Source organism: Erythrobacter sp. KY5, from assembly GCF_003264115.1.
Taxonomy (GTDB): domain Bacteria; phylum Pseudomonadota; class Alphaproteobacteria; order Sphingomonadales; family Sphingomonadaceae; genus Erythrobacter.
Genome location: NZ_CP021912.1, coordinates 687,996 through 709,778, shown reverse-complemented (window position 1 = coordinate 709,778; position 21,783 = coordinate 687,996). Strand labels below are relative to the sequence as shown.

Genomic DNA, 21,783 nt, shown 5'->3' with positions numbered 1-21,783 from the left:
CTAGGGGAATTGGCCTATTGCTCGGGTTCAGTCGGCTGCGAAAGCGGCTGGATCGATGACCTCGCCGTCGAAGTTTCCGCCCACCATCGGCGTCAGCTCATAAGTGAGCGTCATGGCCGAGCCTGATGGGAATTCGACCGTCTCGGGGTCCTGTGACGCGCCCTGCAATGCGGCAAAGCTGGCGCAATCGGACGCCAGCGCCGCGCCTGTGGCATATTGGATGCGGTAATTGCCGTCCGGCACGTCGCTGACCTGCGCCTCGCTCCCCTCGGCCACGAAGAACGAAAGGACGAGATCGTCAGACGCGGCATCGCGCACGTTGACGATTGTGCTGCCAGCCGACGTGTTGACGATCGCGACCGTGTGCGGGCCGGTGCCTTTCTCGACATCGCGTTCCAGGATCGCCCCGTTTTGCGGGGGCGTGGTGCAGGTGGCAATGCTCGCAGTTTCGCTCTCGCCGCCAGCCTCACTACCCGCATCGCCGCCCGCCGGTTCGCTCCCGGAGCACCCGGCGAGCAGCATGGCGAGCATTGCTGCGCCCGCGCCAGCGCGACTGGCAGGAACCCGGGCCATCAGGCCAGCATACCGCTCATGCGCTTGGAGATGATCTCTTCGGCCTCGGCCATGATCCGGTCGATCAGTTCCTTGCAGGTCGGGATGTCGTTGATGAGACCTGCGACCATACCGCAGCTCCACGCGCCTGCATCCATGTCGCCTTCGGCCATGATGCGCGGATAAACGCCTGCAACCTGTTCGATGATGTCCTCGAACTTGAGGTCCGCGCCTTTCTCCTTTTCGATCTTCAGCAATTCCTCGACCGCATCGTTGGTCATCACCCGTTCGGTGTTGCGCAGCGGGCGCATGACGAGGCGCGTGTCGAGCTCTGACGCCGCAACAATCGCAGCCTTGACGTTTTCGTGCACCGGCGCTTCCTTGGTGGCGATGAAGCGGGTGCCCATGTTCATGCCCTCTGCGCCCATCGCAAGGCTTGCGACAAGGCTGCGCCCGTCGGCCATGCCGCCGCTGGAGACGAAGGGTATTTCAAGCTCGTCCGCCGCGCGCGGCAGCAGGATGAAATTGGGCACGTCGTCCTCGCCCGGATGGCCGCCGCACTCAAAACCGTCGACGCTCACCGCATCGCAGCCGATCGACTGGGCCTTGAGCGCATGGCGAACACTGGTGCATTTGTGGATCACCTTGACGCCTGCATCCTTAAAGAAGGGGAGCACCTGCGCAGGGTTGTTGCCCGCTGTCTCGACCGCTTTGACCCCGCCGTCGATGATCGCTTTCACAAGCCCCGGATAATCAGGCGCGTTGACGGTGGGAAGGAAGGTGAGGTTCACCCCGAACGGCTTGTCGGTCATGTCCTTGCAGCGCGCGATTTCATTGGCGAGTTTCTCGGGCGTGCCGAGCGTCAGCCCGGTGATGATGCCCAGACCCCCCGCATTCGACACCGCCGCTGCCATCTCGGCGAACCCGACATAGTGCATGCCGCCCTGGATAATCGGATGCTGGATGCCGAAAAGCTCGGTGATTGCGGTCTTCATGGTCGGGAGGCTCCTCTCTTGTCTTGATGGCAAAATTTGCATCGGAGAGAAGCCGAATATAGGCTGCGGTGCAAGCGCGGTCTTGGAAGGGCCTTGCCATGACGCTGCGCGCCGTAACGTCAGGGCAAGACAAAGCTGTTGGGGGAGAGCGCATGATGCACGAAAAACCCGCACCGGGAACGCCGGAATTGTTCTTCGCCGGCCTCGTTGCAACGGCGCTCGTCTATTTCTTGGGCATTGCGATCATCGCTGCCTTGGTCGGCGCGACCAGTTCGCACGGCGCGGTTGGCAATATGCTCACCTTCCTTGCCATGTTCGCGACGGTGGGAGCGGGCGCTGCGGTATTCGCCGCCTTCCTGATTGTCGCTCCTCTTGGCACGGCGATCGGCCTTGCGGTTCTGCGCCTCACCCCTGCGGCATGGTGGCAAGGCCCCCTGACGGGCGGTCTGGTCGCTGCAACGCTCGTCAGCGTGACCTTGCTGGCATTCAAGCTCGGTGGACAGCCGCTGGACTGGGGGGTTTATGCCATGGCCATCGTCCCGCTCGTTCTGGCTCCCATAGCGGGTGGCCTCGTGCAGAAGCACATCCTGCATTGGCCCGGTTCGGCTCAGCGCAGCGCAGCCATTGCCTAATCCCCGCGCTCGATCGGGCCGGTTTCGCACAATTCGCTGACGACGCAGATGTCGCATTTCGGAATGCGCGCGCGGCACACGCGCTTGCCGAACTGGATCAGCCAGAAATGCCCATCGCGCATCGCCCATTCCGGACTGCGCTCTTCAAGCTGCTGAGCGGTCTTTTCCGCCGTCTTAGCCTCGGTCAGCCCGATCCGGTTGCACACGCGATGAACATGCGTGTCGACCGCGATCACATCCTTCCCGAAGGTGAAGCTCATCACGATATCGGCGCATTTGCGGCCAATGCCGGGCAGGCTCATCAACCCCGCGCGCGTGTCGGGGACGACGCCGTCATGCTCCTCGATCAGCGCGGTGCAGAACTTGCGGATGTTCTTGGTCTTGTTGTTGTAGAGGCCGCACGGCTTGATCGCCTTCGCGATCACCTCGTCGTCAAGCGCAAGCATGGCCTCGGGCGTCGTCGCCAGCTTGAACAGCGCCTTGGTCGCCGCTGCGGTGTTCCGGTCGAGCGACTGCGCGGAGAGCATACACGATATGCACGAGCGGAACGCGTCGGGCTGGCCCTTGGGGCCTTTGGCGCCCTTGGTCCGGCCCGGCATGGCCTCGGCAAGTTTGCGGTAGACCTCTTCGACTGCGCCTTTATCGAGCATCGGCGGGCGCTGGCTCAAACGAAACGGAACGGATGCGATTGCTGTCGACCAGCAGTCTTTCGACCGAGCCATCCTCGCCGCGTTCGAAACGCAACTGGTAATTGTTCCATTGAATAAGGTCGGGCGACACCAAAGTCGCATCCCCCGACCTGCCGTTCTTGGTCATGGTGAATGCGTTCGCGCCTTTGAAAGCGATTACGATTTCGGTGTCGCTTTCGGCGTTGACGTAGCGCCCTTCGAGCGCGCGCTTGGCTGCATCGTCATCACCGGGGGCAGGGAACGTCAGGGCTGTTGCCACAGCCTGTCCGGGATAGAATATACGAAAACGGCGTTCGTCTGTCTCGCTGCGGTCGAATGCGATCTTCAGATCCTCGACCGTTTCATATTCAAACAGATTGCCGCGCTCATGGATGAGCCGGGCTGGATCGCGCCCCTCGATGTCGCGAAACAGATCTCCGTCGCGCTCCACGATGGTGATGATTGTTCCGCCAGCGGTTCGGTATCGCCCGATGACATCAGCATTGGCAGGCCGCGCAAGGATCACCGCAGGCCCGGTCGGGTAGGCGGGGCCCTCTCCATAGCTGTCTGCAAGAATGGCATCGGAAAGCGCCCGTCCCAGCGCGACCACGCCGATCTCGGTCGTGTTACCCATGACGACAATCGCAAGGTCCTGTTCGGGAAAGCGGCGCACATAGGCGTTGTAGCCGCCAGTGCTGCCGACATGGGAAATCTCGGCGAGGCCGCGATAATCGCTGATCTCCAATCCGAAACCGTAATTGCCCGGCAAGGCGTCACTGGGGCGCTGCTGACTTTGTGCGAGGATGGCGTCGGACAATGCCGATCCGGCCCCTTGCAACTGCCGCTCCCAATTCAGCTGATCCCCAAGCGTCGTGAACAGGAACCCGTCGCCGTGCATATTCGCTGTGGCCGGGTCCTCCAGCCATCCGTCATACTTGCCGTATGCTCGCGCGATGTCGGGTACGATCGAACCGGGAGATGCCTTCCAGCCGGTCGATTCCATCCTCAGCCGATCGAAGAACCCGGCGGCGTAGTCTTCAAACTCCTCGCCGCTGACCGCTTCGATCATTTCGGCGAGGAGGATATAATTGGAATTGCTGTAAAGATACTCGCTGCCGGGGGCGAAATTCAGCTCTCGCTGGCGGTTTAGAAGATCCATAGCCTCGCGATTGCGCAATCGTTCGCGATACCAGGTGATCCCGGTCAATGCCCACAGATCATAGACGTCGCGAACGCCGCTGGTGTGAGTGAGCAACTCGGCGACCGTCAGGCGCTCTTCGATGAGCGGCATCGCATCGGGCAGATAGGTTCGGAAATCGGCGTCAAGGTCGATGGTGCCCGCCCGTGCCATCTCGAGGACCATCAGGCCGACATATTGCTTGGCGTTCGAGGCGATGTTGATGCGACTGTCAGCGTCCAGCGGGATCCGGTTCGACATGTCGGCAAGCCCAACATACCGCTCAAGCACGATCTCACCGCCCCGCACCATGCCCACTGCAACGCCGGGTTCATCGGGAGAACCGAGATCGGCAAGGACCGCATCGACGCGTGCAGCTTCGCCTTCATCCAGAGGCTGTGCCCACAAGGGGGTACCTAAAACCACTGATGCGGCAAGAGCTGCAGCCGGGAATTTCATTCGCAAAATCATGTCCTTCTCCCGCACCGGGTTGTTAGCACAGGACAGCAGAATTAGAAGGGATGCAACCCCGCGTGGTTCGAGCGAGCCTTGACCGTGGCCGTGGGTCTAAGCAGCGGACCTTCTCTGATCCGCCGCGCTTTGCCGAACAGCGAACAGATCATGTTCACGCTGCTCGAGACTTCGACGATGCTGCCGAGATACGTGCCGAGCCCGGGCGTCTGCTCCTGCCCGACCAGTCGGACCTGCGTTCCCCGATGCTTTGCCTTGAAACGCAGATCAATCCACGGCTTCCCGCGCTTCGCAGCAGCAGTGGTTCCCGCCTAACCCTTGGGCTTGAGCAGCTTATCCGGCCTGATCCGCCGCGCTTCGCCGAACATCGAGTAGGTCTTGTTCACGTAGTTCGAGACATCGACGATGCTGCCCAGATACTTGTCGAGCTCGGGCGTCATCTCCTGCTCGACCAGCCGCACATGCGCGCCCGGATTCTCGGTCTCGAAGCGCACGTAGAACCACGGCTCCCCGCGCTTCAGCACAAGTGGTTTCGACGTGTCATGCCATTCGAAACCCCAGCTCAAGGGGCGCGGCCAGATATGGACAGGGAAGCGCCCGCCCATCTGCACACCCGGGCGCGGGGTCGGGAAATAGTCGAGATAAGGCGCGGTCTGCACGACATAGCACGGCTCATCCGCGACAAAGACATAGGGCGCGGTGATCTGGATGATCGGACGCTCTGGATGCCGCCATTCGTTTTGGGGGTGCATCACCAGCATGTTCGCGCGGCCCTGTGGGCGCATCGCGGACTTCTCGCCATCGGCGTCCAGCAATTGCAACTGGCCGTTCGCCTGCCGACCGAAGGACAGCTTGAGGTCGATAGGGCAGGGGATGACGAAATGCCGACGGTCGAAATCGATTGCTGCGGGGCAGACCTGCACCGATTTGGCAGAGGATGGCTTGGGATCGTTGCGGGTAAAGGGCTTGGGCGGAGACCAGATCGCATCGCCGCCCTGCGGAAAGCGCACGGTCCAGCCCACGGTTACGCTGCGCGATTTGCCCCTGGCCTCTGCCTCGCGCGCGTCGGCGTCTTCAGCAAATTGGTCTTCCCAGCTCATGTTCGATCCCGTCTGTTCATCCGGTCCGCAGTCATGGCGACTTGCGCGCGGTTTCGCAATCGGGCGCGGCAGGACATTCCTCGCAAAGCGCCGCGCGCGGGCGGCAAAAGGTCTGGCCGAGTTTTTTCAGGAGCAAGTGATGCTCATCCATATCCGCCGCCGACCAGTCCTCCGGCACGATCGGCATCAGCGCGTCATAGGTCTTCGCGGTATCAGCCTTGGGTGAGACTATTCCCATGCGCTGCATGATCCGGCGGTGATGCCCGTCGATCACCATCGCGCGGCGGTTGAAGGTGCTCGCATTCATGACCCCGGCGGAGTTCTTGCGCGCTACGCCGGGCAGCATTTCGAGCCATGCCATTGCCTCGGCGGTTTCGAGGTTGGACAGGTGACGCAGATCGACCGAGCCGCGTTGTTCGATGATTGTCGTCAGACATTGCTTGAGCCGCTTAGCAGCCACGGTGGGAAAGGTCTGGCGCTGGAGCCGCGCCTCTAAGTCGCTGACCGGAGCCGCAGCCACCGCCTCCCACGTTCCATATGCCGCGATCAAGCTATCGGTCGAAGCGTTGGAGGCGGCCGTCTTGGTCTGCGCTCCGATCACGCCGTGAACCAGCACCCAAACCGGATCGCGGCGTTTCTCGGGCGGTCGGACAATTCGCCCGAACCGCTCGATCAAAGCCGCCTGCAAGCGGCGCAGGATGTCGGTGTGGGGGTCAGAGCCAAGGTCGAGCTGCATGCGCGCCTAAACCTTGTTTCTCTCAGACAGTTCGCGTTCGAATTCCCTCTCGATTTTCTCAAATTCCGCGTCAAACTCATCCCGACCCGCACTGGGCAGTGGGAGCGAAATCGTTCCTTCTCCCGACAAGCCTTCCGTCTCGGCAAGCCCTGCCCAATACTCTGCCTGGCTTGGATTGGTGCTGAGCATCGCGACCCAGTAATTCGCGTAGAGCTCTATTCGCCGATCTTTTGGCGTTTCGCTTCGCTTGAGATCCTTGGTGAGGGCGACAAACTCTTCACGTGCCTCAATAAACCTCTCATTCCTCATGAGCAATCGGGCGCGGTAAGCGCGGTTCCAAGCTGTACTTGTCTTCTCGGCTGGTAGATGACCTCTTCCAACCGCGTAGGCGAGGAAATCGTCAAACCTCACTAGCGCACGTGCATGATCGTCACCTACATGCGGAACCATCCATTTCAACCAGCGCCAGAAAAGCCTCGGTCGCCGCAGGATCCTTAAAATCCGCATGCTCACGACAGGATTCGAATGCGTAAAGGCGACCGAGAGAAACCCACGGCTTACCGCTCAAAGGCGAGGCTGAACGTCACCGGCACGGCAGGCGTGATCGACGGAAGCCCCGCAAGCTCCTGCAATTGGGCAAGGCCTTCGGTGAGTTCGAGACGGCCTGCATCGACGATCACCGGCTTGCTCGACACGGCGAGCACACGGTCCTGCGCGGCGCGGGTTACGGTGACGTCGGCCTGGAACGGCGCTTCGACGCCCTTGAGGCTGAGCGTGCCGTCCAGCGTGGTCATCGCGCTTTCGCCGAGGCCGAGCGCTTCGAACTGCGCGGGGTCGATCTGGGCGGTGACGGTCGCGGTCGGGTTGTCGGCCACCACGAAGAAGATATCGCGCATGCGTTCGTCGCGGATATCGACCCCTGTGGAAACGCTCGACAGGTCGATCTCGATCGTCGCCGCACCTTCTGCGGTGATGCCGCCGGTCACATTCTCGAACGTGTTTGCCTCGGCAATCTCGCCCGCCTTGATCGAGACGTAGGACAGCTCGGACGCGGCCGGATCGACGTTCCACGCGGTATCGGTGAGCGATGTGGGTTCGCTTTCGGCGGGTGTACCGCACGCAGCAACACCAAGGAGCAGGGCGCCGGTGGCGGCACAAGAAAGCATCGTTTTCATATCAGGAATGTCCCCGCGTGATAAATGTTCGCGGGAAAGCGAATACCAGAAGACCGCGCCCTCGCAAATGATCCGAATTGGCAGCAATTCAGCGCGTGGGCTGATCCGCTCAGCCCGGTTTGCGAACGAAGGCGGGCACGTTGTAGAAAGGCAGCTTCTCGATGCTGAGGCTGTGCTTGGCCGCTAGCGCGTCGAGCACGCGCGTTGCGCCTTCCACCGCATTGTAATCGTCGAAGACGATCAACCCTCCGGGGACCACGCGTTCATAGAGCTGTTCGATCACGAACTGCGTCGGCTCCATCACGTCCAAGTCGAGGTGGAGCAGCGCGATGCGGGTTTCTGGCCTTCTCGCCACGTAATCCGGCAGCGTATCAAAGACATTGCCTTCCACGAGCTCGATATTGTCGAAGCCCTTGTTCGCCAGCACGGCCTTCGCTTCATCGAGGCTCAATCCCTCGCCGCCCTTAGCCTCAAACCCTTCGATGAATTCAAGGTCCGCCTCGCTCTCAAGCTGGTCTACCGGGAAGGCGCCGAAGGCATCGAAACCCACGATCCGGCGCGCAAAGTCATTTTCGAGCGCATCGCGGAAGGTCGCAAAGCGAATGAGCGAGGCCGCCTTGTACACGCCGAATTCGAACACGTGTCCGGGCAGGCCCGTTATCGACTTGTACAGCTCGTAATGAGCCAGCGCCTTGTTCAGCCGCGTCTTGTGCGAGTGCCAGTAGAACCCGTTCTCATAGTCCCACGACTGATCGGCGCTTAACCCGCGCAAGGTCAGCTCGGTCATCCGAGCGCTCCCACCCAAAAGGGCGCAGGGGTCAGCCTACTCCCATTCGATCGTGCCCGGCGGCTTGCTGGTGTAATCATAGACGACACGGTTTATCCCCTTGACCTCGTTGATAATCCGAGTGGCTACCTGCGAGAGAAAGGCAGCGTCAAAGGGGAATACATCCGCAGTCATTCCATCTGTGCTTGTCACGGCGCGAAGGCCGCAAACCGAATCGTAAGTGCGCCCGTCGCCCATCACTCCGACGGTCTTGACCGGCAGCAGCACGGCGAAAGCCTGCCAGATCGCATCGTAGAGGCCGGCATTGCGGATCTCTTCGAGGTAGATCGCATCGGCCTTGCGCAGGATGTCGCAGCGTTCCTTTGTGACTTCGCCCGGAATGCGGATTGCAAGGCCCGGGCCGGGGAAGGGGTGGCGACCGACAAACGCTTCGGGAAGGCCAAGCTCGCGGCCAAGCTCGCGCACTTCGTCCTTGAACAGTTCGCGAAGCGGCTCGACCAGTTTCATATTCATGCGTTCGGGCAGGCCGCCGACATTGTGGTGGCTCTTGATCGTGACGCTCGGCCCTCCGGTGAAGCTGACGCTTTCGATGACGTCGGGATAGAGCGTGCCCTGGGCGAGGAAATCCGCGCCGCCGATTTTCTTTGCCTCGGCCTCGAACAGGTCGATGAAAGCGCCGCCGATGAACTTGCGCTTCTTTTCAGGGTCGGTGACGCCGGCGAGCCCCGCGAGGAAGGTCTCCTCGGCGTCCACCGCGATCAGCGGGATGTTGTAATGGTCACGGAAGAGCGAGACGACCTGCTCGGTTTCATTGAGGCGCATAAGGCCGTGGTCGACATAGACGCAGGTCAGCTGGTCGCCGATTGCTTCGTGAATGAGGACCGCCGCAACCGCGCTGTCGACCCCGCCTGACAGGCCGCAAATGACACGACCATCCCCGACCTGAGCGCGGATTTCCTCGATCTTGGTTTCGCGAAACTCGGCCATGGTCCAGTCACCCGCAAGACCGCAGACATGGCGCACGAAGTTGGCGATCAGGCGCGCACCGTCAGGGGTGTGGACCACTTCGGGGTGGAACTGGATGCCGTAAAACTTGCGCGTTTCATCTGCGGTGATGGCATAGGGCGCGCCATCGCTGGTCCCGACAGAGACGAAGCCGGGGGCGAGTTCGGTGACCTTGTCGCCGTGGCTCATCCAGACCTGGTGGCGCTCTCCGACTTTCCACATGCCATCGAACAGGGCGCAGTCTTCGTTGATATCGACGAAAGCACGGCCAAATTCGCCCATGTCATGGCTGAGCACGTCGCCGCCCAATTGCTTGGCCATTGCCTGCTGACCATAGCATATGCCGAGGATCGGGAGGCCCGCCTCATAGAATTCCTCTGGCACGAGCGGCGGGTCGTCGTCATTGACGCTTGCCGGGCCACCGGACAGGATAATGCCCTTAGGGTTCAGCCGAGCAAAAGCCTCTTTGGCCGAGCTGAACGGTGCGATTTCGGAATAGACCCCGGCCTCGCGCACGCGGCGCGCGATCAGCTGGGTTACCTGGCTGCCGAAATCGACGATAAGGATCGAATCTGGGAGGTGCTGGTCATCCATGCGCGGCGGTTACGCCAGCGCACCCGTCAAAGTCCAGCATGGTGCGCTCGCTTTTGCGTCGAGAAGCAGAGCGCTGCCCTCGGAGCGCAGCGAATCTCGCGAAAATGCGCTTACCTGGCGGTAAAGTTTGCAACTTTCGAAAAAGAGGGCAATTGCTAAGTTTCTTCGCTCTATCAGCAGCTTACGCTTTCGCCGCCCCACTATGTTGCAAAACTTGCAAATAAGTTGCTTATTTTCGCATTTGGGTTTCACGCAATCGAACAGTATCTCGGCTTCAGCGACGCGCCGTCAGGTCCTCTCTCTCCAGCCTGGCGCGCCGCAATTGGTAGGAAAAAGCCGGGAAAACGGCGACCTGCCAGTAGCTTGTCGATGAGACAGGTAGCCGACCGAACGATTGCACGTGACCCGGTGACTTCCAGCACCCGCGTCGCACGATGTGACAAATGTTCATGCAGCGACCCCTTGCTGAGGCTTCCTGTTGCGCCGTCCGGCACGAAAGTCTCTGGTGTCCTCTTTCCCCCTCTTTGGCACCGGGATCGATGCTTTCGTAACCGGCTCTGCGCTTTTCATTGTTGCGACAAGACAGCGAGCGAGACGCGGCCACCACTCTCCCCCCCCCTCCCCCCGAAGGGTGGCCGCGTCTCCACCTCCTTTTCGACAGATGCGCAGAACCTCTCTCACTGATCGAGAAATCAGTTTGCGGTGAGCGGAAATGACGTTCTCTACAGGAGTAACAATCTTGCGCCTCGCTTCGTATTTATAAGCACAAGGCGGGCCCCTCTCCCCTCTAGCCCCCGCCGCAGGAGCAAATCATGCGTAGCTTTACCGAACGCACGATCGCGCTGTTCCTCGCTGCCCTGATCAGCAGCGGGGCGTTCAACGCCCTGATCGTGTAATCCCGTCGACCAAGGCCGGGCAGCGCGCCTGTCTCAGGCGAGTTGCCCGGCTTTTTCACGCAAGTCGCTCTTGAGCAGCTTGCCGATATGGCTGCGCGGCATTTCGTCGATCGGATGGAGTGCGGAAAGCCGCTGGGTCTTGCCCAGCCTTGCATTGACGCTTGCGAGCACCTCTTCGCACTTGCGCGCGCTCTCCTTCAGCACCACGAAGCCCACAGGGGTCTCGCCCCATTGCTTTGAAGCGATCCCGACGACGGCCGCTTCGACGACGTCCTCTTCCCGCTCAAGTTCGGCTTCGAGGTCGCTGGGGTAGATGTTGAAGCCGCCGGAAATGATCATGTCCTTCGCCCGGCCAACCAGCTCGACGAAGCCATCTTCATCGACCCGGCCAATATCGCCCATGCGCATCCACACCCCGCCATTTGCGTCGACATATTGCGCCTCCGACGTCTTGTCCGGACGGTTCTTGTAGCCCGACATCATGGTGTGCGAGCGCCCGATCAGATTGCCCGCAGTTCCGGGCGGAACCTCGTTATCCTCGTCATCGAGCACCTTCATCTCGCTGCCCGGAGCCGGACGCCCGACCGTGTGCAGCTTTTCCGGGAATTCGTGGCAAGCAAGCAGGCACACCACGCCGCCCTCGGTCATCGAGTAGATCTCGATCAGCCCGCCGGGCATCCGGTCCAGCACTTCACGCTTGAGTTCGGCGGAGAAGGGTGCGGAGGTGCAATACTTCATCGCGAGGCTCGACAGGTCGTGGTCGTCGAACCCTGCATGATCCATCAAGCGCTGATATTGCACCGGCACGAGCATCGTGATCGTCGTGCGATCGCGGGCCGCATGGTCAAGCCAGCGCGCGCAATCGAACTTGCCCATGACCCGCACCGTCCCTCCGGCGAGCAAGGGCGCGAGAAAGGCGACCATCGTGGTGTTCGAATAAAGCGGCGTCGAGGCGAGCGAGCGGATCGGCAGGCCCGCTTCCAGATAAGAAAGCGCGGTCGCGGCGAACTGGCGCCAGCGCATTGCATGCGAATGGACGATGCCCTTGGGTATGCCGGTCGTGCCGCTCGAATAGATGATGTTGAACGGGTCTTTAGGGTCCGGCTGAAATGAAGGCGCTTTCGCACCATCGGGGGCCATCCAGTTGCCGATGTCCTCAAGTCGAACATGCTCAAGATCGGGCATGAACCCATCGCCAAGCTCTGCTGCCTTCGCAGCGTCGATGAAAAGGTGCCGCGCGCCTGAATCCGTGGCCATGCCGGCAAGCTGCTCAGGCGATGCACTGGTGGTGAGCGGCGCTGCCACACCCCCGGCGCGAACGGCGGCGAGGAAAACCAGCGCATAATTAACCGAAGAGGTGCCGAGGATCGCGACCGATTGTCCGCGCTCAAGTCCGGTTTCCACCATCCGCGCTGCCAGTCGCTCGATCCGGTTATCGAGCTGCGCCCAGCTGCACGAGCGCTCTTCATCCTCGATTGCGGGCAGGTCGCCTCGCGCTGCCGCCCACTCCTTGATGATTGCGGTGAATGAACCGAACGGCTGTGCCAGCCGGTCGCGCATGGTGCTTGTGATGCTCTCTCTCGTCATGCCCACATGATTAGCTGCCCGTTCACACACGGCAAGCGGGCGTTCAATTTCTTTACGCTCCTGCGCCAAGGTGCGATCAGATCGGTTCAGGTGGACCGGCAGAGGGAGAACAAGCCTTGAAGATTTTGCGCAATTGGCTGCGAGCGTCAGCAAGTGTGCCGGTCGCCCTGGCGCTTATTGCAGCGCCGGCGAGCGCGCAGATACAGGCCCAGCCGGTGCCGGACGACCCGGACAATCCCCTTGAAAGCGCCGAGCGTCCCGAATCCGGCGAAGTGACACATTCAGCGACCGCAAACATGGCCCAGGCGACACGGCAGGTGAGCGGCCCCAACATTCTGGTGATCGTCGCTCACCCGGATGACGAGTTGTTCTTTGCACCGGTGCTGGCACGGGCCGCCCGCTCTGGCGGCAAGGTCACACTTGCCTTTGCGACCAGCGGGGATGCGGGCCCGGGGGTGAGCGAATTGGAGCCCGGCCCTGAACTGGCCGCGCTGCGCGAGGATGAGGCGCGCTGCTCCGCCTATACGCTCGGCGCATCGCAGGCGCTCTTCTGGCAGATGGGCGATGGCACGCTGGCTCTCGATGCTCGAAAGCCCGACAGCCCGATGCGCAGCCTGAAGCTGCGGATCGCTGAACTTATCGAAGAGATCGAACCCAATGTCGTCATCAGCTGGGGCCCCGATGGCGGGTACGGCCACTCCGACCACCGCGCCGTAAACGCGGCTGTGACCGAAGTGGTTCAGGCGATGGATGACGGGCGACCGGACCTGCTCTACCCGGCGCTCCCGGCAAGCGAGGATACCCCGAGCGAGCTTGACGGATGGGCGAAAACGCATCCGACGCTGATCACCGACAGGCTGACTTATGAGCGCGAAGACCTCGATGCGATGCGCGCTGCGGCCAATTGTTATGAAAGCCAGTTCGATGCTTCCGCACGCGCCGCTCTGCCCGAACTGCTGCACGGGGCCGTGTGGCGCGGTAACGTCTTTTTCCGTCTGGCTTTTTCGCGCAGCAACTAGCGAGATCCGGGGCCATCGCGCAGGGCTGGTCTGAGGCCGTGGAAAAGCGGCTCTGATTGGGGCCAAAGGCTTGGGAATCGCCCCTCGCGCGCCTATATGTCCTTTATGGAAGACAACACTCCCGACGATGGCGCAGGCGCGCCCAAAACTTCAAAGATGCCGGAAAAAAACGGTGCCGATTACGGCGCTGATTCCATCAAGGTTCTCAAGGGCCTGGATGCTGTGCGCAAACGCCCGGGCATGTATATCGGCGACACCGATGACGGATCGGGCCTGCACCACATGGTGTTCGAGGTTTCCGACAACGCCATCGACGAAGCGCTTGCCGGGCACTGCGACCTCGTTTTGATCGAACTGAACCCAGACGGCAGCGTCTCGGTCGAAGATAATGGCCGCGGCATTCCGGTCGACATGCACAAGGAAGAAGGCGTGTCGGCGGCAGAGGTCATCATGACCCAGCTGCACGCCGGCGGTAAGTTCGAAAACACCTCGGACGACAACGCCTACAAGGTTTCAGGCGGTCTGCACGGCGTGGGCGTTTCGGTGGTGAACGCGCTGTCCGAATGGCTGGAGCTTGTCATCTGGCGCAATGGCAAAGAGCACTGGATGCGCTTTGAGCATGGCGATGCGGTGAACAGCCTCGAAGTGAAGGGCGATGCGCCCAAGGTTGACCAGAACCCTGATGAAGATGGCTTCAAGAAGGGTACGCGCGTCACCTTCAAGGCCTCGACCGACACGTTCAAGAACGTAATCGAATTCGACTTCGACAAGCTTGAACATCGCTACCGCGAGCTTGCCTTCCTCAATTCGGGCGTGCGCATTCTGATCCGCGACCTTCGCCACGAAGAGCCGATCGAACATGACCTGTTCTACGAAGGCGGGATCGCAGCTTTCGTCAAATGGCTCGACCGCAACAAGGAGGCGCTGATCGCAGAGCCGATCTCGGTGTCGGCGGAGAAGGACGGCATCGGCATCGACGTCGCTCTGGAATGGAACGACAGCTATTACGAGAACGTCTTGTGCTTCACCAACAACATCCCGCAACGCGACGGGGGTACGCACCTTGCGGCCTTCCGCGCGGCGTTGACCAGCACGCTCAACAATTATGCCGAACGTTCGGGGCTCTTGTCGAAAGCCAAGGTTTCGCTTTCGGGTGAGGACATGCGCGAAGGGCTCACCGCCATCGTCAGCGTGAAGCTGCCCGATCCCAAGTTCTCCTCGCAGACCAAGGACAAGCTCGTCTCCTCCGAAGTGCGCCAGCCGCTTCAATCGCTGATGGGCGAGAAAATGAACGAGTGGCTCGAAGAAAACCCCGGAGATGCCAAGGCGATCATCCAGAAGATCGTCGATGCCGCCGCCGCACGCGAAGCGGCCAAGCGCGCCCGCGAAATGAGCCGCAAGGGCGCGATGAGCGTCGCCTCGCTGCCGGGCAAGCTGTCAGACTGCCGCGAGCGTGATGCGACCAAGGCCGAGATTTTCCTGGTCGAGGGCGATTCCGCAGGCGGCTCTGCCAAGGGCGGCCGCGACAGCCAGTATCAGGCGATACTTCCGCTGAAAGGCAAGATCCTCAATGTCGAGCGCGCGCGCTTTGACCGGATCATTTCCTCCAAGGAAGTCGGCACGCTGATTCAGGCAATGGGCACCGGCATTCGCGACGAATTCGACCTTGAAAAGCTGCGCTATCACAAGATCGTGATCATGACCGACGCCGACGTCGACGGCGCTCATATCCGCACGCTTTTGCTCACCTTCTTCCATCGCCAGATGCCGGAAATCGTGAAAGCAGGGCACCTGTTCATCGCGCAGCCTCCGCTCTTCAAGGTCGCGAAGGGCAAGAGCGAGGTTTACCTCAAGGATCAGGGCGCGCTTGACCGCTATCTTGTCGATGCGGGTCTTCAGGGCCGCATACTCGAATCTTCAAGCGGTGCGCGCTCGGGCGAAGATCTGCGCGCGCTTGTCGACAATGCGCTGCGCCTCAAGAACCTTATCGCCTTCGTTCCGCGCCGGTATGATCGCGCGGTGATCGAACAGATGGCGCTTTCCGGCTCGCTCGACCCCAAGCTTTCCGATGCCGACCGGCTCGCAGCTCTCGAGGCCGCAGCAGCGCGCCTTGAAGCGAGCGATATGGATGCAAAGTGGACGGTGTCGGTTCGCGAAAGCGGCGCGGTGCTGTTCTCGCGTTTGTGGCGCGGCGTCACCGACGTGCATGAAATAGACGGACGCTTCCTCTCCAGCACCGAAGCGATCAAGCTGCACGGCCTCGCCGCTCCGCAGTCCGACGCCTATGAAGGTTCGGTCCGCTTGGTAAAGGCAGGCGAATTGACCGACGAAGAGCCCGAGACGGCTTCGGACGACGATGACGGCGAGGAGCCCGCGGCATTCGCCGAAGATGCGATCACCCGTCCGACCCAGCTTCTCGACGCGGTGCTCGCCGCCGGTCGCAAGGGCCTCTCGATCAGCCGCTACAAGGGTCTGGGCGAGATGAACCCGGAACAGCTTTGGGAAACCACGCTCGATCCGGAAAACCGCATCCTGCTGCAGGTGAAGGTCGAAGACGCTGACGTGACGGACGAAATCTTCACCCGACTGATGGGTGACGTGGTCGAACCGCGCCGCGAGTTTATTCAGGATAATGCACTCAACGTTGCCAATCTCGACGTGTAAGACTTGATGTTTGGCGCGCCAGCGCCGACATCTCGATTCATGTCAGTGCAGGAACCCAACGACACCAGCGCGCTCGAACATTGGAGCTTTCTGCTGATCCTGGCAGTGGTTTCGATCCTGTTCGTGTGGGTCACGTGGCCGTTCGTCGGCCCTGTCATGTGGGCGGCGCTCGCCGCGATCATGTTCCAGCCGCTTTACAAGTGGGCGCTCAGGAAAACGCGCGGGCGGCGCAACTGGGCGGCAAGCCTGTCGCTGCTGATCATCTTTGTCGCGGTCCTGCTTCCCGCCTTGTGGATCGGTTCGCTGGTCATCGATGAGGCGGTGGGCGTCATCAACACCCTTCAGGCAAACCCCATCAACATCGCCCAGACGGTCGATTCGGTCTTCGCCGTTTTGCCGGACTCGCTGCAGCGCATGGCTCTAGAAAACGGGTGGACCAATGTCTCGATCCTGCAGGATCGGCTGGAAAGCGTGCTCGGCGAAAGCGCCGGGCTGATCGCGCAATCAGCGGTCTCAATCGGCAGCGGTGCGCTCAGCTTTTTCCTGAGCTTCACGATCGGGCTCTACATCCTTTTCTTCCTGCTGCGCGACGGTTCGCGCATAGGCGAGACGATCCTCCATTCTGTACCGGTCGAGCGTGAGATTGCCGATCGGCTCGCAGCCCGCTTCCTCGGCATCGTGCGTGCCGTGATCAAGGGATCGGGCGTCGTGGGCCTCGTACAGGGAACGCTTGGCGGGATAATGCTCGCGCTTGCAGGCGTCCCCTCGGCGCTTTTGCTGGGCGTCCTGATGGCGATCCTTGCGCTGATCCCTGCCGTGGGAACCGCCTTGGTCTGGGTGCCCGCTGGTATCTGGCTGATCATCGCAGGCGAGGTATGGACGGGCGCATTCGTACTGGCGGCGGGCTTCATCGTTATCTCCAGCGTAGACAATGTGCTCCGGCCGATCCTGGTCGGACGCGACACCGGTATTCCCGACTGGATCATCCTCGTGACCACGCTTGGCGGCATTTCGCTCGCCGGGTTCTCAGGCATTGTGCTGGGGCCGCTGGTCGCAGGCCTTTTCCTTGCAAGCTGGTCCATCCTGCAAGAGCAACGCGCCGAAGACGAAGAGGCGCTCGCCAAGTACCGGCTGAGGGTCGGCCCGGATGGCAAGACCCGCTCCGACGAGGAACTGGCGGCAGAAGCCGCATCGAAAGAGGCTGCCTGACGCGATGCAGTCTATGGTCCAACCCGGCAGTCAGGCGGAACAGGTCGGAAGGCTGGTTCTTGCCGTGGCGGTGGTGATCTTCTTGCCATCGCTGCCCTTTGGCACCTACCTGATCTACCCCTTCGCGATCCTCACAACGTGGTTTCACGAGATGGGTCATGGCCTCATGGCGATTGCGATGGGTCAGGAATTCGACCGCCTGATGATCTATGCCGATGGCTCCGGTGTGGCCGAGAGCAGGCTTGATATGGACGTGTCGCGCTTCACCCGCGCCATGATTGCCGCCGGCGGTCCGCTTGGCCCGGTGCTCGCAGGCTCCGGCCTGATCGTAGCGAGCGCCCACCAGCGTCTGTGGCGCCCCGTGCTTTGGGGCACGGCGGGCGTCATCTTCGCATCGGTGATCATCTATGTCCGCTCGCCCGTAGGCTATGCCGTCCTGCCGCTTGTCGCCGCAGCCGTTTCACTGATCGCATGGAAGGCGTCGGACGGCGTGGCCCGGTTCACGCTGCAATTCCTCGGCATCCTCGGTGCGATGAGCATGCTGCGCGATTTCAACTACCTCTTCACCGAAGAGGCCGTGATCGGGGGCGAGCGTATCCTGTCCGACACCGGCGCGATCGAGGCCGCGCTGGTCCTTCCTCACTGGGTGTGGGCAGCGGCGATACTGGTGATTTCGGCAGTGTCAGTCGGGGCAAGCCTCCGATACGCGCTGAGTGACAAGCGCCGTATCCGCATAGTGCCCAAGCGCCCGGCCAATGTCCTGCAATTCAAGCGTTCGCCGCGCGACAAGCGCTAGCGCAGATCAGTTTGCGCTGGATGCAATACGGATCGTATTGACCCCGCGCGCGCCGTCTCCGGTTTCTGCCGACAACCCGATGAAGATCGTGTCGACAATGCGCGCCAGCTTATCCTCGGTCAGCTTGTCGCCGAGATAGATCAGCGCGTCGGGCAGGGTGTAGTTTGACACCATCTGGTTCACGAGGCTGAGCGCTTCGTCGATCTCAAGGCCCGCCATGAAGCCATCGGCCTGCGCCTGAACGATAATCTCGCACAGATAATGGTCGGCGAGATCGACATAGGAGCGAACACGCTCGAAATTAGCAGCGCCCATTTCGCACAGCAGCGTGAAGGTTTCGGGATCCTTGCGGAACCGATCGCGCGATATCACGAAGCGGCTGCGGAAAAACTCGTACATCATGCGATTGGAGGGAAGATCGGCGGCGCGCACCTCTTCCATTGCCTCCATGTGTGGGGCGAGCCAGATCTGAGCGACCGCATCGAACAGGTCATCGTAGTCGGGAAAAATCTGCTCGAACCGGCTGCGGGCAAGGCCGCTTTCAGCGAGCGCGGTGGGGTAGGAAATCTCCGCCCCGCGTTCCTTGACCATGTCGAGCACCATCCGGCCGATGCGCGCTCGTTCTGCCTGCCGTGTCTTATCGCTGAGTGGCATTTGGGGACCGCCCTCCTGAAGCTCACGCCTAGATAGGGAGCGGGATGCTCACCTTAAAGACATCTCTTCACATTGGTTTGTGCGGTGCAATATCGCCGGACCGCGCGCACTTCAAGTCACCGCGTCGCGACTGCAACACCTAGAATTCGTTGCGGCCCGCGATGATGTCTCTCGCCTGCTGTTCGAGCACTTTGTAGCGTTCGAGGTCGGGGATCTTGGAGCGGAACCATTCCGCGATTTTCAGAAGATCCTCGCCGTAATTGCCGGTCGGCATCATCGGCTGGCTGAAACCGATCGTGCGCTTTTCGTTGTCGGCATAGGCAAGGACGATCGGCACGCCTGCTGCCTTGGCGATGTTGTAGAAACCCGATTTCCACTTGCCATCCGAGCTTCGCGTGCCCTCGGCGGCGATAACGATATTGAGTTCGCTGCGACGGTCAAATTCGGCCTTCATCTGCTCGACAGTGTTGGCACGCTTGGTCCGATCGACGGAAATGCCTCCCATATCGAGCATGAAGTTGCGCATCATGCCTTGAAACAGCGTGTGTTTGCCCATGAAGTTGGGCTGCACGTTCGAATGCTTGGTCGCGCCCGCGAAAAAAACAAAGTCCCAGTTGGACGTATGCGGCGCGCCCGCAATGACGCACTTTTTCACGCCTTCGGGAAAACGCTCCACGATGCGCCAGCCGCGCAGCCAGTATAGGAACAGGATGATCCGGTTCACGATGCGCGAAGGCAGGCCGACATCGCGGGTTTCGTTGTGTTTCAAAGCGTCGTGACCCCTCTCTTGGCAACCTTGCTAGCAGTTACGTTGCGGAATGCGAGGGGGATTTAGTCGAGGTCGCTCAGCTCACCTCTTACCTCTTGCCAAGCCAGCCAGACATTTTCCGGGTCGATATCGTAATATCCACGTTTCTCGATCATCTGCAGATGCTTATCTCGAGGAAGCGCTATGCAAGGGGCCGTATCCCGTATGTGTAGTACTTCAGCCTCGGTAAGGGGCTCGCCCTTCTCGCGCTCTTTCGCGTGAAGAACAGCGACGAGCGCCGGCATTGGAACGATATCGAGCAGCTGATCAGTCATCGCGTCACATCCGGAACACACCAAACGCAGGACGATCCGCAATCGGGGCCTCCAGCGTCGCGGCAAAGGCGAGGCCGAGCACATCGCGCGTTTGCACCGGGTCGATCACGCCGTCATCCCATAGCCGCGCAGTGGCGTAGTAGGGGTTGCCCTCGTCCTCGTATTTCTGGCGGATAGGGGCCTTGAAAGCCCCGGCCTCTTCCTCGGTCCAGGTGTCGGCATCGCGGTGGACGGTGGCGAGCACACTTGCCGCCTGCTCGCCGCCCATCACGGAAATGCGTGCATTGGGCCATGTGAAGAGAAAGCGTGGGCTGTAGGCGCGGCCCGCCATGCCGTAATTGCCCGCGCCAAAGCTGCCGCCGATGACGACGGTGATCTTGGGCACGGTCGCGGTGGCGACGGCGGTGACGAGTTTCGCGCCGTGTTTGGCGATGCCTTCGGCTTCATATTTCCCGCCGACCATGAAGCCCGAGATGTTCTGCAGGAACAGCAGCGGAATGCGGCGCTGGCAGGCGAGCTCGATGAAATGCGCGCCTTTCTGAGCGCTCTCGGAAAACAGCACGCCATTATTCGCCAGAATCGCGACCGGCATGCCCCAGATGTGAGCGAAACCGCAGACCAGCGTCGAGCCGTAATGCTGCTTGAACTCGTGAAACTCGCTGCCATCGACCAGTCGCGCGATCACTTCCTTCACGTCGTAGGGCGCGCGCACATCGTCGGGGATGATCGAGTAGAGATCGTCGGCATCGAACTTCGGAGCGCGCGGCTCCTTGATCGCGATGTTCTGGGCCGCATCGGTGTTCGCGCCCAGCTGGCTGACAATATCGCGCACGATGGTGAGCGCGTGCTCGTCATTCTCGGCCAAATGATCGACCACGCCCGATTTCTTCGCGTGCAGGTCGCCGCCGCCAAGATCCTCGGCGCTGATTTCCTCGCCGGTCGCGGCTTTCACCAAGGGTGGTCCCGCAAGGAAGATCGTACCCTGATTGCGCACGATCACCGTCTCGTCGGACATGGCGGGGACGTAGGCTCCGCCTGCGGTGCAAGAGCCCATCACGCAGGCGATCTGCGGAATGCCGAGCGCGCTCATATTCGCCTGATTGAAGAAGATGCGACCGAAGTGATCGCGATCGGGGAAGACCTCGGCCTGATGCGGCAAGTTCGCGCCGCCTGAATCGACGAGGTAGATGCACGGCAGGCGGTTCTCCTGCGCAATCTCCTGCGCGCGAAGGTGCTTCTTCACCGTCATCGGATAGTAAGTGCCACCTTTGACCGTCGCATCGTTGCACACGATCATCACCTGCCGACCCGAAACGCGCCCGATCCCGCAGATCAGCGAAGCGCCGTTTATGTCGCCTTCATACATGCCGTTCGCGGCAAGCTGGCCGATTTCGAGAAAGGGGCTGCCCGGATCGAGCAGCCGCTCGACCCGCTCGCGCGGTAGCAGTTTGCCGCGCGAGACATGACGTTCACGCGAACGCTCCGGTCCGCCAAGCGCGGCTTCGGCCACGGCCTCGCGCAGGTCTGCGGCGAGCCCCCTGTTATGCGCAAGGCGGGTCTTCGCGTCCGGCGCTTCACGGTCGAGCTTGGTGGTGAGAACGGGTGCGGTCATGATCCCTCAGTTTGACTGTGCATTGCTTGCCAATGCCTCCAAGCGACGAAAAACACAAACACCGCGAACGGCGCCTGGAAGGCGAAGCCGAAATAGAACTGCTCATAGCCAAGCCCGAAGGCGGTATAGCCGTTCACCAGCACGTTCGATGCCATGATCAAAATACCAAGCACCACACCCCACCGCTCGCGCAGCCAGATCAGCACTGCTGCGATGGGATCAAGGAAAGTGAGGCTCGTCCAGTAGATGCTCCAAGGCAGTGGCCGGAAATCATAAGGGAGCCAGCCATGATTGATCAGGTCGAGCGTATGCGTCGTGGTCCCGATGAGGAAACCGATCGTCCAGACTATCTTGGCGATCGTGGGCACAGA

Annotated in this window: 20 protein-coding genes; 5 read left to right on the top strand and 15 right to left on the bottom strand. The window is 61.2% G+C overall.

What is annotated here, in order from left to right; genetic code table 11:
- Positions 1-27: 27 nt before the first annotated feature.
- Complete coding sequence (locus tag CD351_RS03420) at positions 28-573, bottom strand: hypothetical protein (RefSeq protein WP_111991321.1); 546 nt, start codon at positions 571-573, stop codon at positions 28-30.
- Complete coding sequence (locus CD351_RS03415; RefSeq protein WP_111991320.1) at positions 573-1,547, bottom strand: nitronate monooxygenase family protein; 975 nt, start codon at positions 1,545-1,547, stop codon at positions 573-575. The genes CD351_RS03420 and CD351_RS03415 overlap by 1 nt, the downstream gene beginning before the upstream one ends.
- A gap of 152 nt (positions 1,548-1,699) precedes the next feature.
- Here CD351_RS03415 and CD351_RS03410 point away from each other — a divergent pair, with 152 nt between their 5' ends.
- Positions 1,700-2,179, top strand: coding sequence for a hypothetical protein (locus tag CD351_RS03410; RefSeq protein ID WP_162627586.1), 480 nt, complete (start codon positions 1,700-1,702; stop codon positions 2,177-2,179).
- Here CD351_RS03410 and nth (CD351_RS03405) read toward each other — a convergent pair.
- The 9 genes from nth (CD351_RS03405) to CD351_RS03365 all read right to left on the bottom strand — a co-directional run bounded on the left by nth (CD351_RS03405) (position 2,176) and on the right by CD351_RS03365 (position 12,375).
- The gene (gene nth, locus CD351_RS03405; protein WP_111991318.1) at positions 2,176-2,829 is read right to left on the bottom strand and encodes an endonuclease III; all 654 of its coding nucleotides are present in this window, start codon (positions 2,827-2,829) and stop codon (positions 2,176-2,178) included. The two genes, CD351_RS03410 and nth (CD351_RS03405), sit on opposite strands and share 4 nt — an antisense overlap.
- Positions 2,819-4,483 (bottom strand): serine hydrolase, encoded by a 1,665-nt coding sequence (locus CD351_RS03400; protein WP_162627585.1) that lies wholly within the window; start codon positions 4,481-4,483, stop codon positions 2,819-2,821. The genes nth (CD351_RS03405) and CD351_RS03400 overlap by 11 nt, the downstream gene beginning before the upstream one ends.
- Before the next feature lie 323 nt (positions 4,484-4,806).
- On the bottom strand, positions 4,807-5,595 hold the full coding sequence (locus CD351_RS03395) for a hypothetical protein (RefSeq protein ID WP_111991316.1): 789 nt from the start codon (positions 5,593-5,595) through the stop codon (positions 4,807-4,809).
- Positions 5,596-5,626: 31 nt separating this feature from the next.
- Positions 5,627-6,331: an endonuclease III gene (gene nth / locus CD351_RS03390; RefSeq protein ID WP_111991315.1), complete on the bottom strand. Its 705-nt coding sequence runs from the start codon at positions 6,329-6,331 to the stop codon at positions 5,627-5,629.
- A gap of 6 nt (positions 6,332-6,337) precedes the next feature.
- Positions 6,338-6,844 (bottom strand): hypothetical protein, encoded by a 507-nt coding sequence (locus CD351_RS15660; protein WP_162627584.1) that lies wholly within the window; start codon positions 6,842-6,844, stop codon positions 6,338-6,340.
- A 44-nt stretch (positions 6,845-6,888) separates the two neighbouring features.
- Positions 6,889-7,506 carry a YceI family protein gene (locus tag CD351_RS03380; RefSeq protein ID WP_111991313.1) on the bottom strand — a complete coding sequence of 206 codons (618 nt, stop codon included), beginning with the start codon at positions 7,504-7,506 and terminating at the stop codon, positions 6,889-6,891.
- A gap of 109 nt (positions 7,507-7,615) precedes the next feature.
- Complete coding sequence (locus tag CD351_RS03375; protein WP_111991312.1) at positions 7,616-8,293, bottom strand: TylF/MycF/NovP-related O-methyltransferase; 678 nt, start codon at positions 8,291-8,293, stop codon at positions 7,616-7,618.
- A 36-nt stretch (positions 8,294-8,329) separates the two neighbouring features.
- Positions 8,330-9,892, bottom strand: coding sequence for a glutamine-hydrolyzing GMP synthase (gene guaA, locus CD351_RS03370; protein ID WP_111991311.1), 1,563 nt, complete (start codon positions 9,890-9,892; stop codon positions 8,330-8,332).
- 929 nt (positions 9,893-10,821) lie between these two features.
- Positions 10,822-12,375, bottom strand: coding sequence for a class I adenylate-forming enzyme family protein (locus CD351_RS03365; protein WP_234027202.1), 1,554 nt, complete (start codon positions 12,373-12,375; stop codon positions 10,822-10,824).
- Positions 12,376-12,491: 116 nt separating this feature from the next.
- Between CD351_RS03365 and CD351_RS03360 the strand changes: the two genes are divergently transcribed.
- The 4 genes from CD351_RS03360 (at position 12,492) to CD351_RS03345 (ending at position 18,063) form a co-directional block, all read left to right on the top strand.
- Complete coding sequence (locus CD351_RS03360; protein ID WP_162627583.1) at positions 12,492-13,394, top strand: PIG-L family deacetylase; 903 nt, start codon at positions 12,492-12,494, stop codon at positions 13,392-13,394.
- A gap of 105 nt (positions 13,395-13,499) precedes the next feature.
- The gene (gyrB, locus tag CD351_RS03355; protein ID WP_369880821.1) at positions 13,500-16,058 is read left to right on the top strand and encodes a DNA topoisomerase (ATP-hydrolyzing) subunit B; all 2,559 of its coding nucleotides are present in this window, start codon (positions 13,500-13,502) and stop codon (positions 16,056-16,058) included.
- A 39-nt stretch (positions 16,059-16,097) separates the two neighbouring features.
- Entirely contained in the window at positions 16,098-17,267 is a 1,170-nt protein-coding gene (locus CD351_RS03350; protein WP_234027201.1) for an AI-2E family transporter, read from the top strand.
- Between the two features lie 4 nt (positions 17,268-17,271).
- Positions 17,272-18,063 carry a M50 family metallopeptidase gene (locus CD351_RS03345; protein ID WP_111991308.1) on the top strand — a complete coding sequence of 264 codons (792 nt, stop codon included), beginning with the start codon at positions 17,272-17,274 and terminating at the stop codon, positions 18,061-18,063.
- Positions 18,064-18,069: 6 nt separating this feature from the next.
- Here the strand turns inward: CD351_RS03345 and CD351_RS03340 are convergent, their stop codons facing one another.
- From CD351_RS03340 to CD351_RS03320, 4 genes are all read right to left on the bottom strand, one after another.
- Positions 18,070-18,717 carry a TetR/AcrR family transcriptional regulator gene (locus CD351_RS03340; RefSeq protein ID WP_111991307.1) on the bottom strand — a complete coding sequence of 216 codons (648 nt, stop codon included), beginning with the start codon at positions 18,715-18,717 and terminating at the stop codon, positions 18,070-18,072.
- Positions 18,718-18,856: 139 nt separating this feature from the next.
- Positions 18,857-19,486 (bottom strand): lysophospholipid acyltransferase family protein, encoded by a 630-nt coding sequence (locus tag CD351_RS03335; RefSeq protein ID WP_111991306.1) that lies wholly within the window; start codon positions 19,484-19,486, stop codon positions 18,857-18,859.
- A gap of 318 nt (positions 19,487-19,804) precedes the next feature.
- Complete coding sequence (locus CD351_RS03325) at positions 19,805-21,412, bottom strand: carboxyl transferase domain-containing protein (protein ID WP_111991304.1); 1,608 nt, start codon at positions 21,410-21,412, stop codon at positions 19,805-19,807.
- Entirely contained in the window at positions 21,409-21,780 is a 372-nt protein-coding gene (locus CD351_RS03320) for a hypothetical protein (protein ID WP_111991303.1), read from the bottom strand. Before CD351_RS03320 ends, CD351_RS03325 begins: the two co-directional genes overlap by 4 nt.
- Positions 21,781-21,783 lie beyond the last annotated feature (3 nt).

What these genes read in the sequence shown, in the direction of transcription:
- CD351_RS03375 (WP_111991312.1), bottom strand. Translation starts at nt 8,293, where the DNA reads ATGACCGAGCTGACCTTGCGCGGGTTAAGCGCCGATCAGTCGTGGGAC.
- CD351_RS03410 (WP_162627586.1), top strand. Translation starts at nt 1,700, where the DNA reads ATGATGCACGAAAAACCCGCACCGGGAACGCCGGAATTGTTCTTCGCC.
- CD351_RS03340 (WP_111991307.1), bottom strand. Translation starts at nt 18,717, where the DNA reads ATGCCACTCAGCGATAAGACACGGCAGGCAGAACGAGCGCGCATCGGC.
- CD351_RS03380 (WP_111991313.1), bottom strand. Translation starts at nt 7,506, where the DNA reads ATGAAAACGATGCTTTCTTGTGCCGCCACCGGCGCCCTGCTCCTTGGT.
- CD351_RS03420 (WP_111991321.1), bottom strand. Translation starts at nt 573, where the DNA reads ATGGCCCGGGTTCCTGCCAGTCGCGCTGGCGCGGGCGCAGCAATGCTC.
- CD351_RS03415 (WP_111991320.1), bottom strand. Translation starts at nt 1,547, where the DNA reads ATGAAGACCGCAATCACCGAGCTTTTCGGCATCCAGCATCCGATTATC.
- CD351_RS03400 (WP_162627585.1), bottom strand. Translation starts at nt 4,483, where the DNA reads ATGAAATTCCCGGCTGCAGCTCTTGCCGCATCAGTGGTTTTAGGTACC.
- CD351_RS03325 (WP_111991304.1), bottom strand. Translation starts at nt 21,412, where the DNA reads ATGACCGCACCCGTTCTCACCACCAAGCTCGACCGTGAAGCGCCGGAC.
- CD351_RS03350 (WP_234027201.1), top strand. Translation starts at nt 16,098, where the DNA reads ATGTCAGTGCAGGAACCCAACGACACCAGCGCGCTCGAACATTGGAGC.
- nth (WP_111991318.1), bottom strand. Translation starts at nt 2,829, where the DNA reads ATGCTCGATAAAGGCGCAGTCGAAGAGGTCTACCGCAAACTTGCCGAG.
- gyrB (WP_369880821.1), top strand. Translation starts at nt 13,500, where the DNA reads ATGGAAGACAACACTCCCGACGATGGCGCAGGCGCGCCCAAAACTTCA.
- CD351_RS03345 (WP_111991308.1), top strand. Translation starts at nt 17,272, where the DNA reads ATGCAGTCTATGGTCCAACCCGGCAGTCAGGCGGAACAGGTCGGAAGG.
- CD351_RS03395 (WP_111991316.1), bottom strand. Translation starts at nt 5,595, where the DNA reads ATGAGCTGGGAAGACCAATTTGCTGAAGACGCCGACGCGCGCGAGGCA.
- nth (WP_111991315.1), bottom strand. Translation starts at nt 6,331, where the DNA reads ATGCAGCTCGACCTTGGCTCTGACCCCCACACCGACATCCTGCGCCGC.
- guaA (WP_111991311.1), bottom strand. Translation starts at nt 9,892, where the DNA reads ATGGATGACCAGCACCTCCCAGATTCGATCCTTATCGTCGATTTCGGC.
- CD351_RS03365 (WP_234027202.1), bottom strand. Translation starts at nt 12,375, where the DNA reads ATGACGAGAGAGAGCATCACAAGCACCATGCGCGACCGGCTGGCACAG.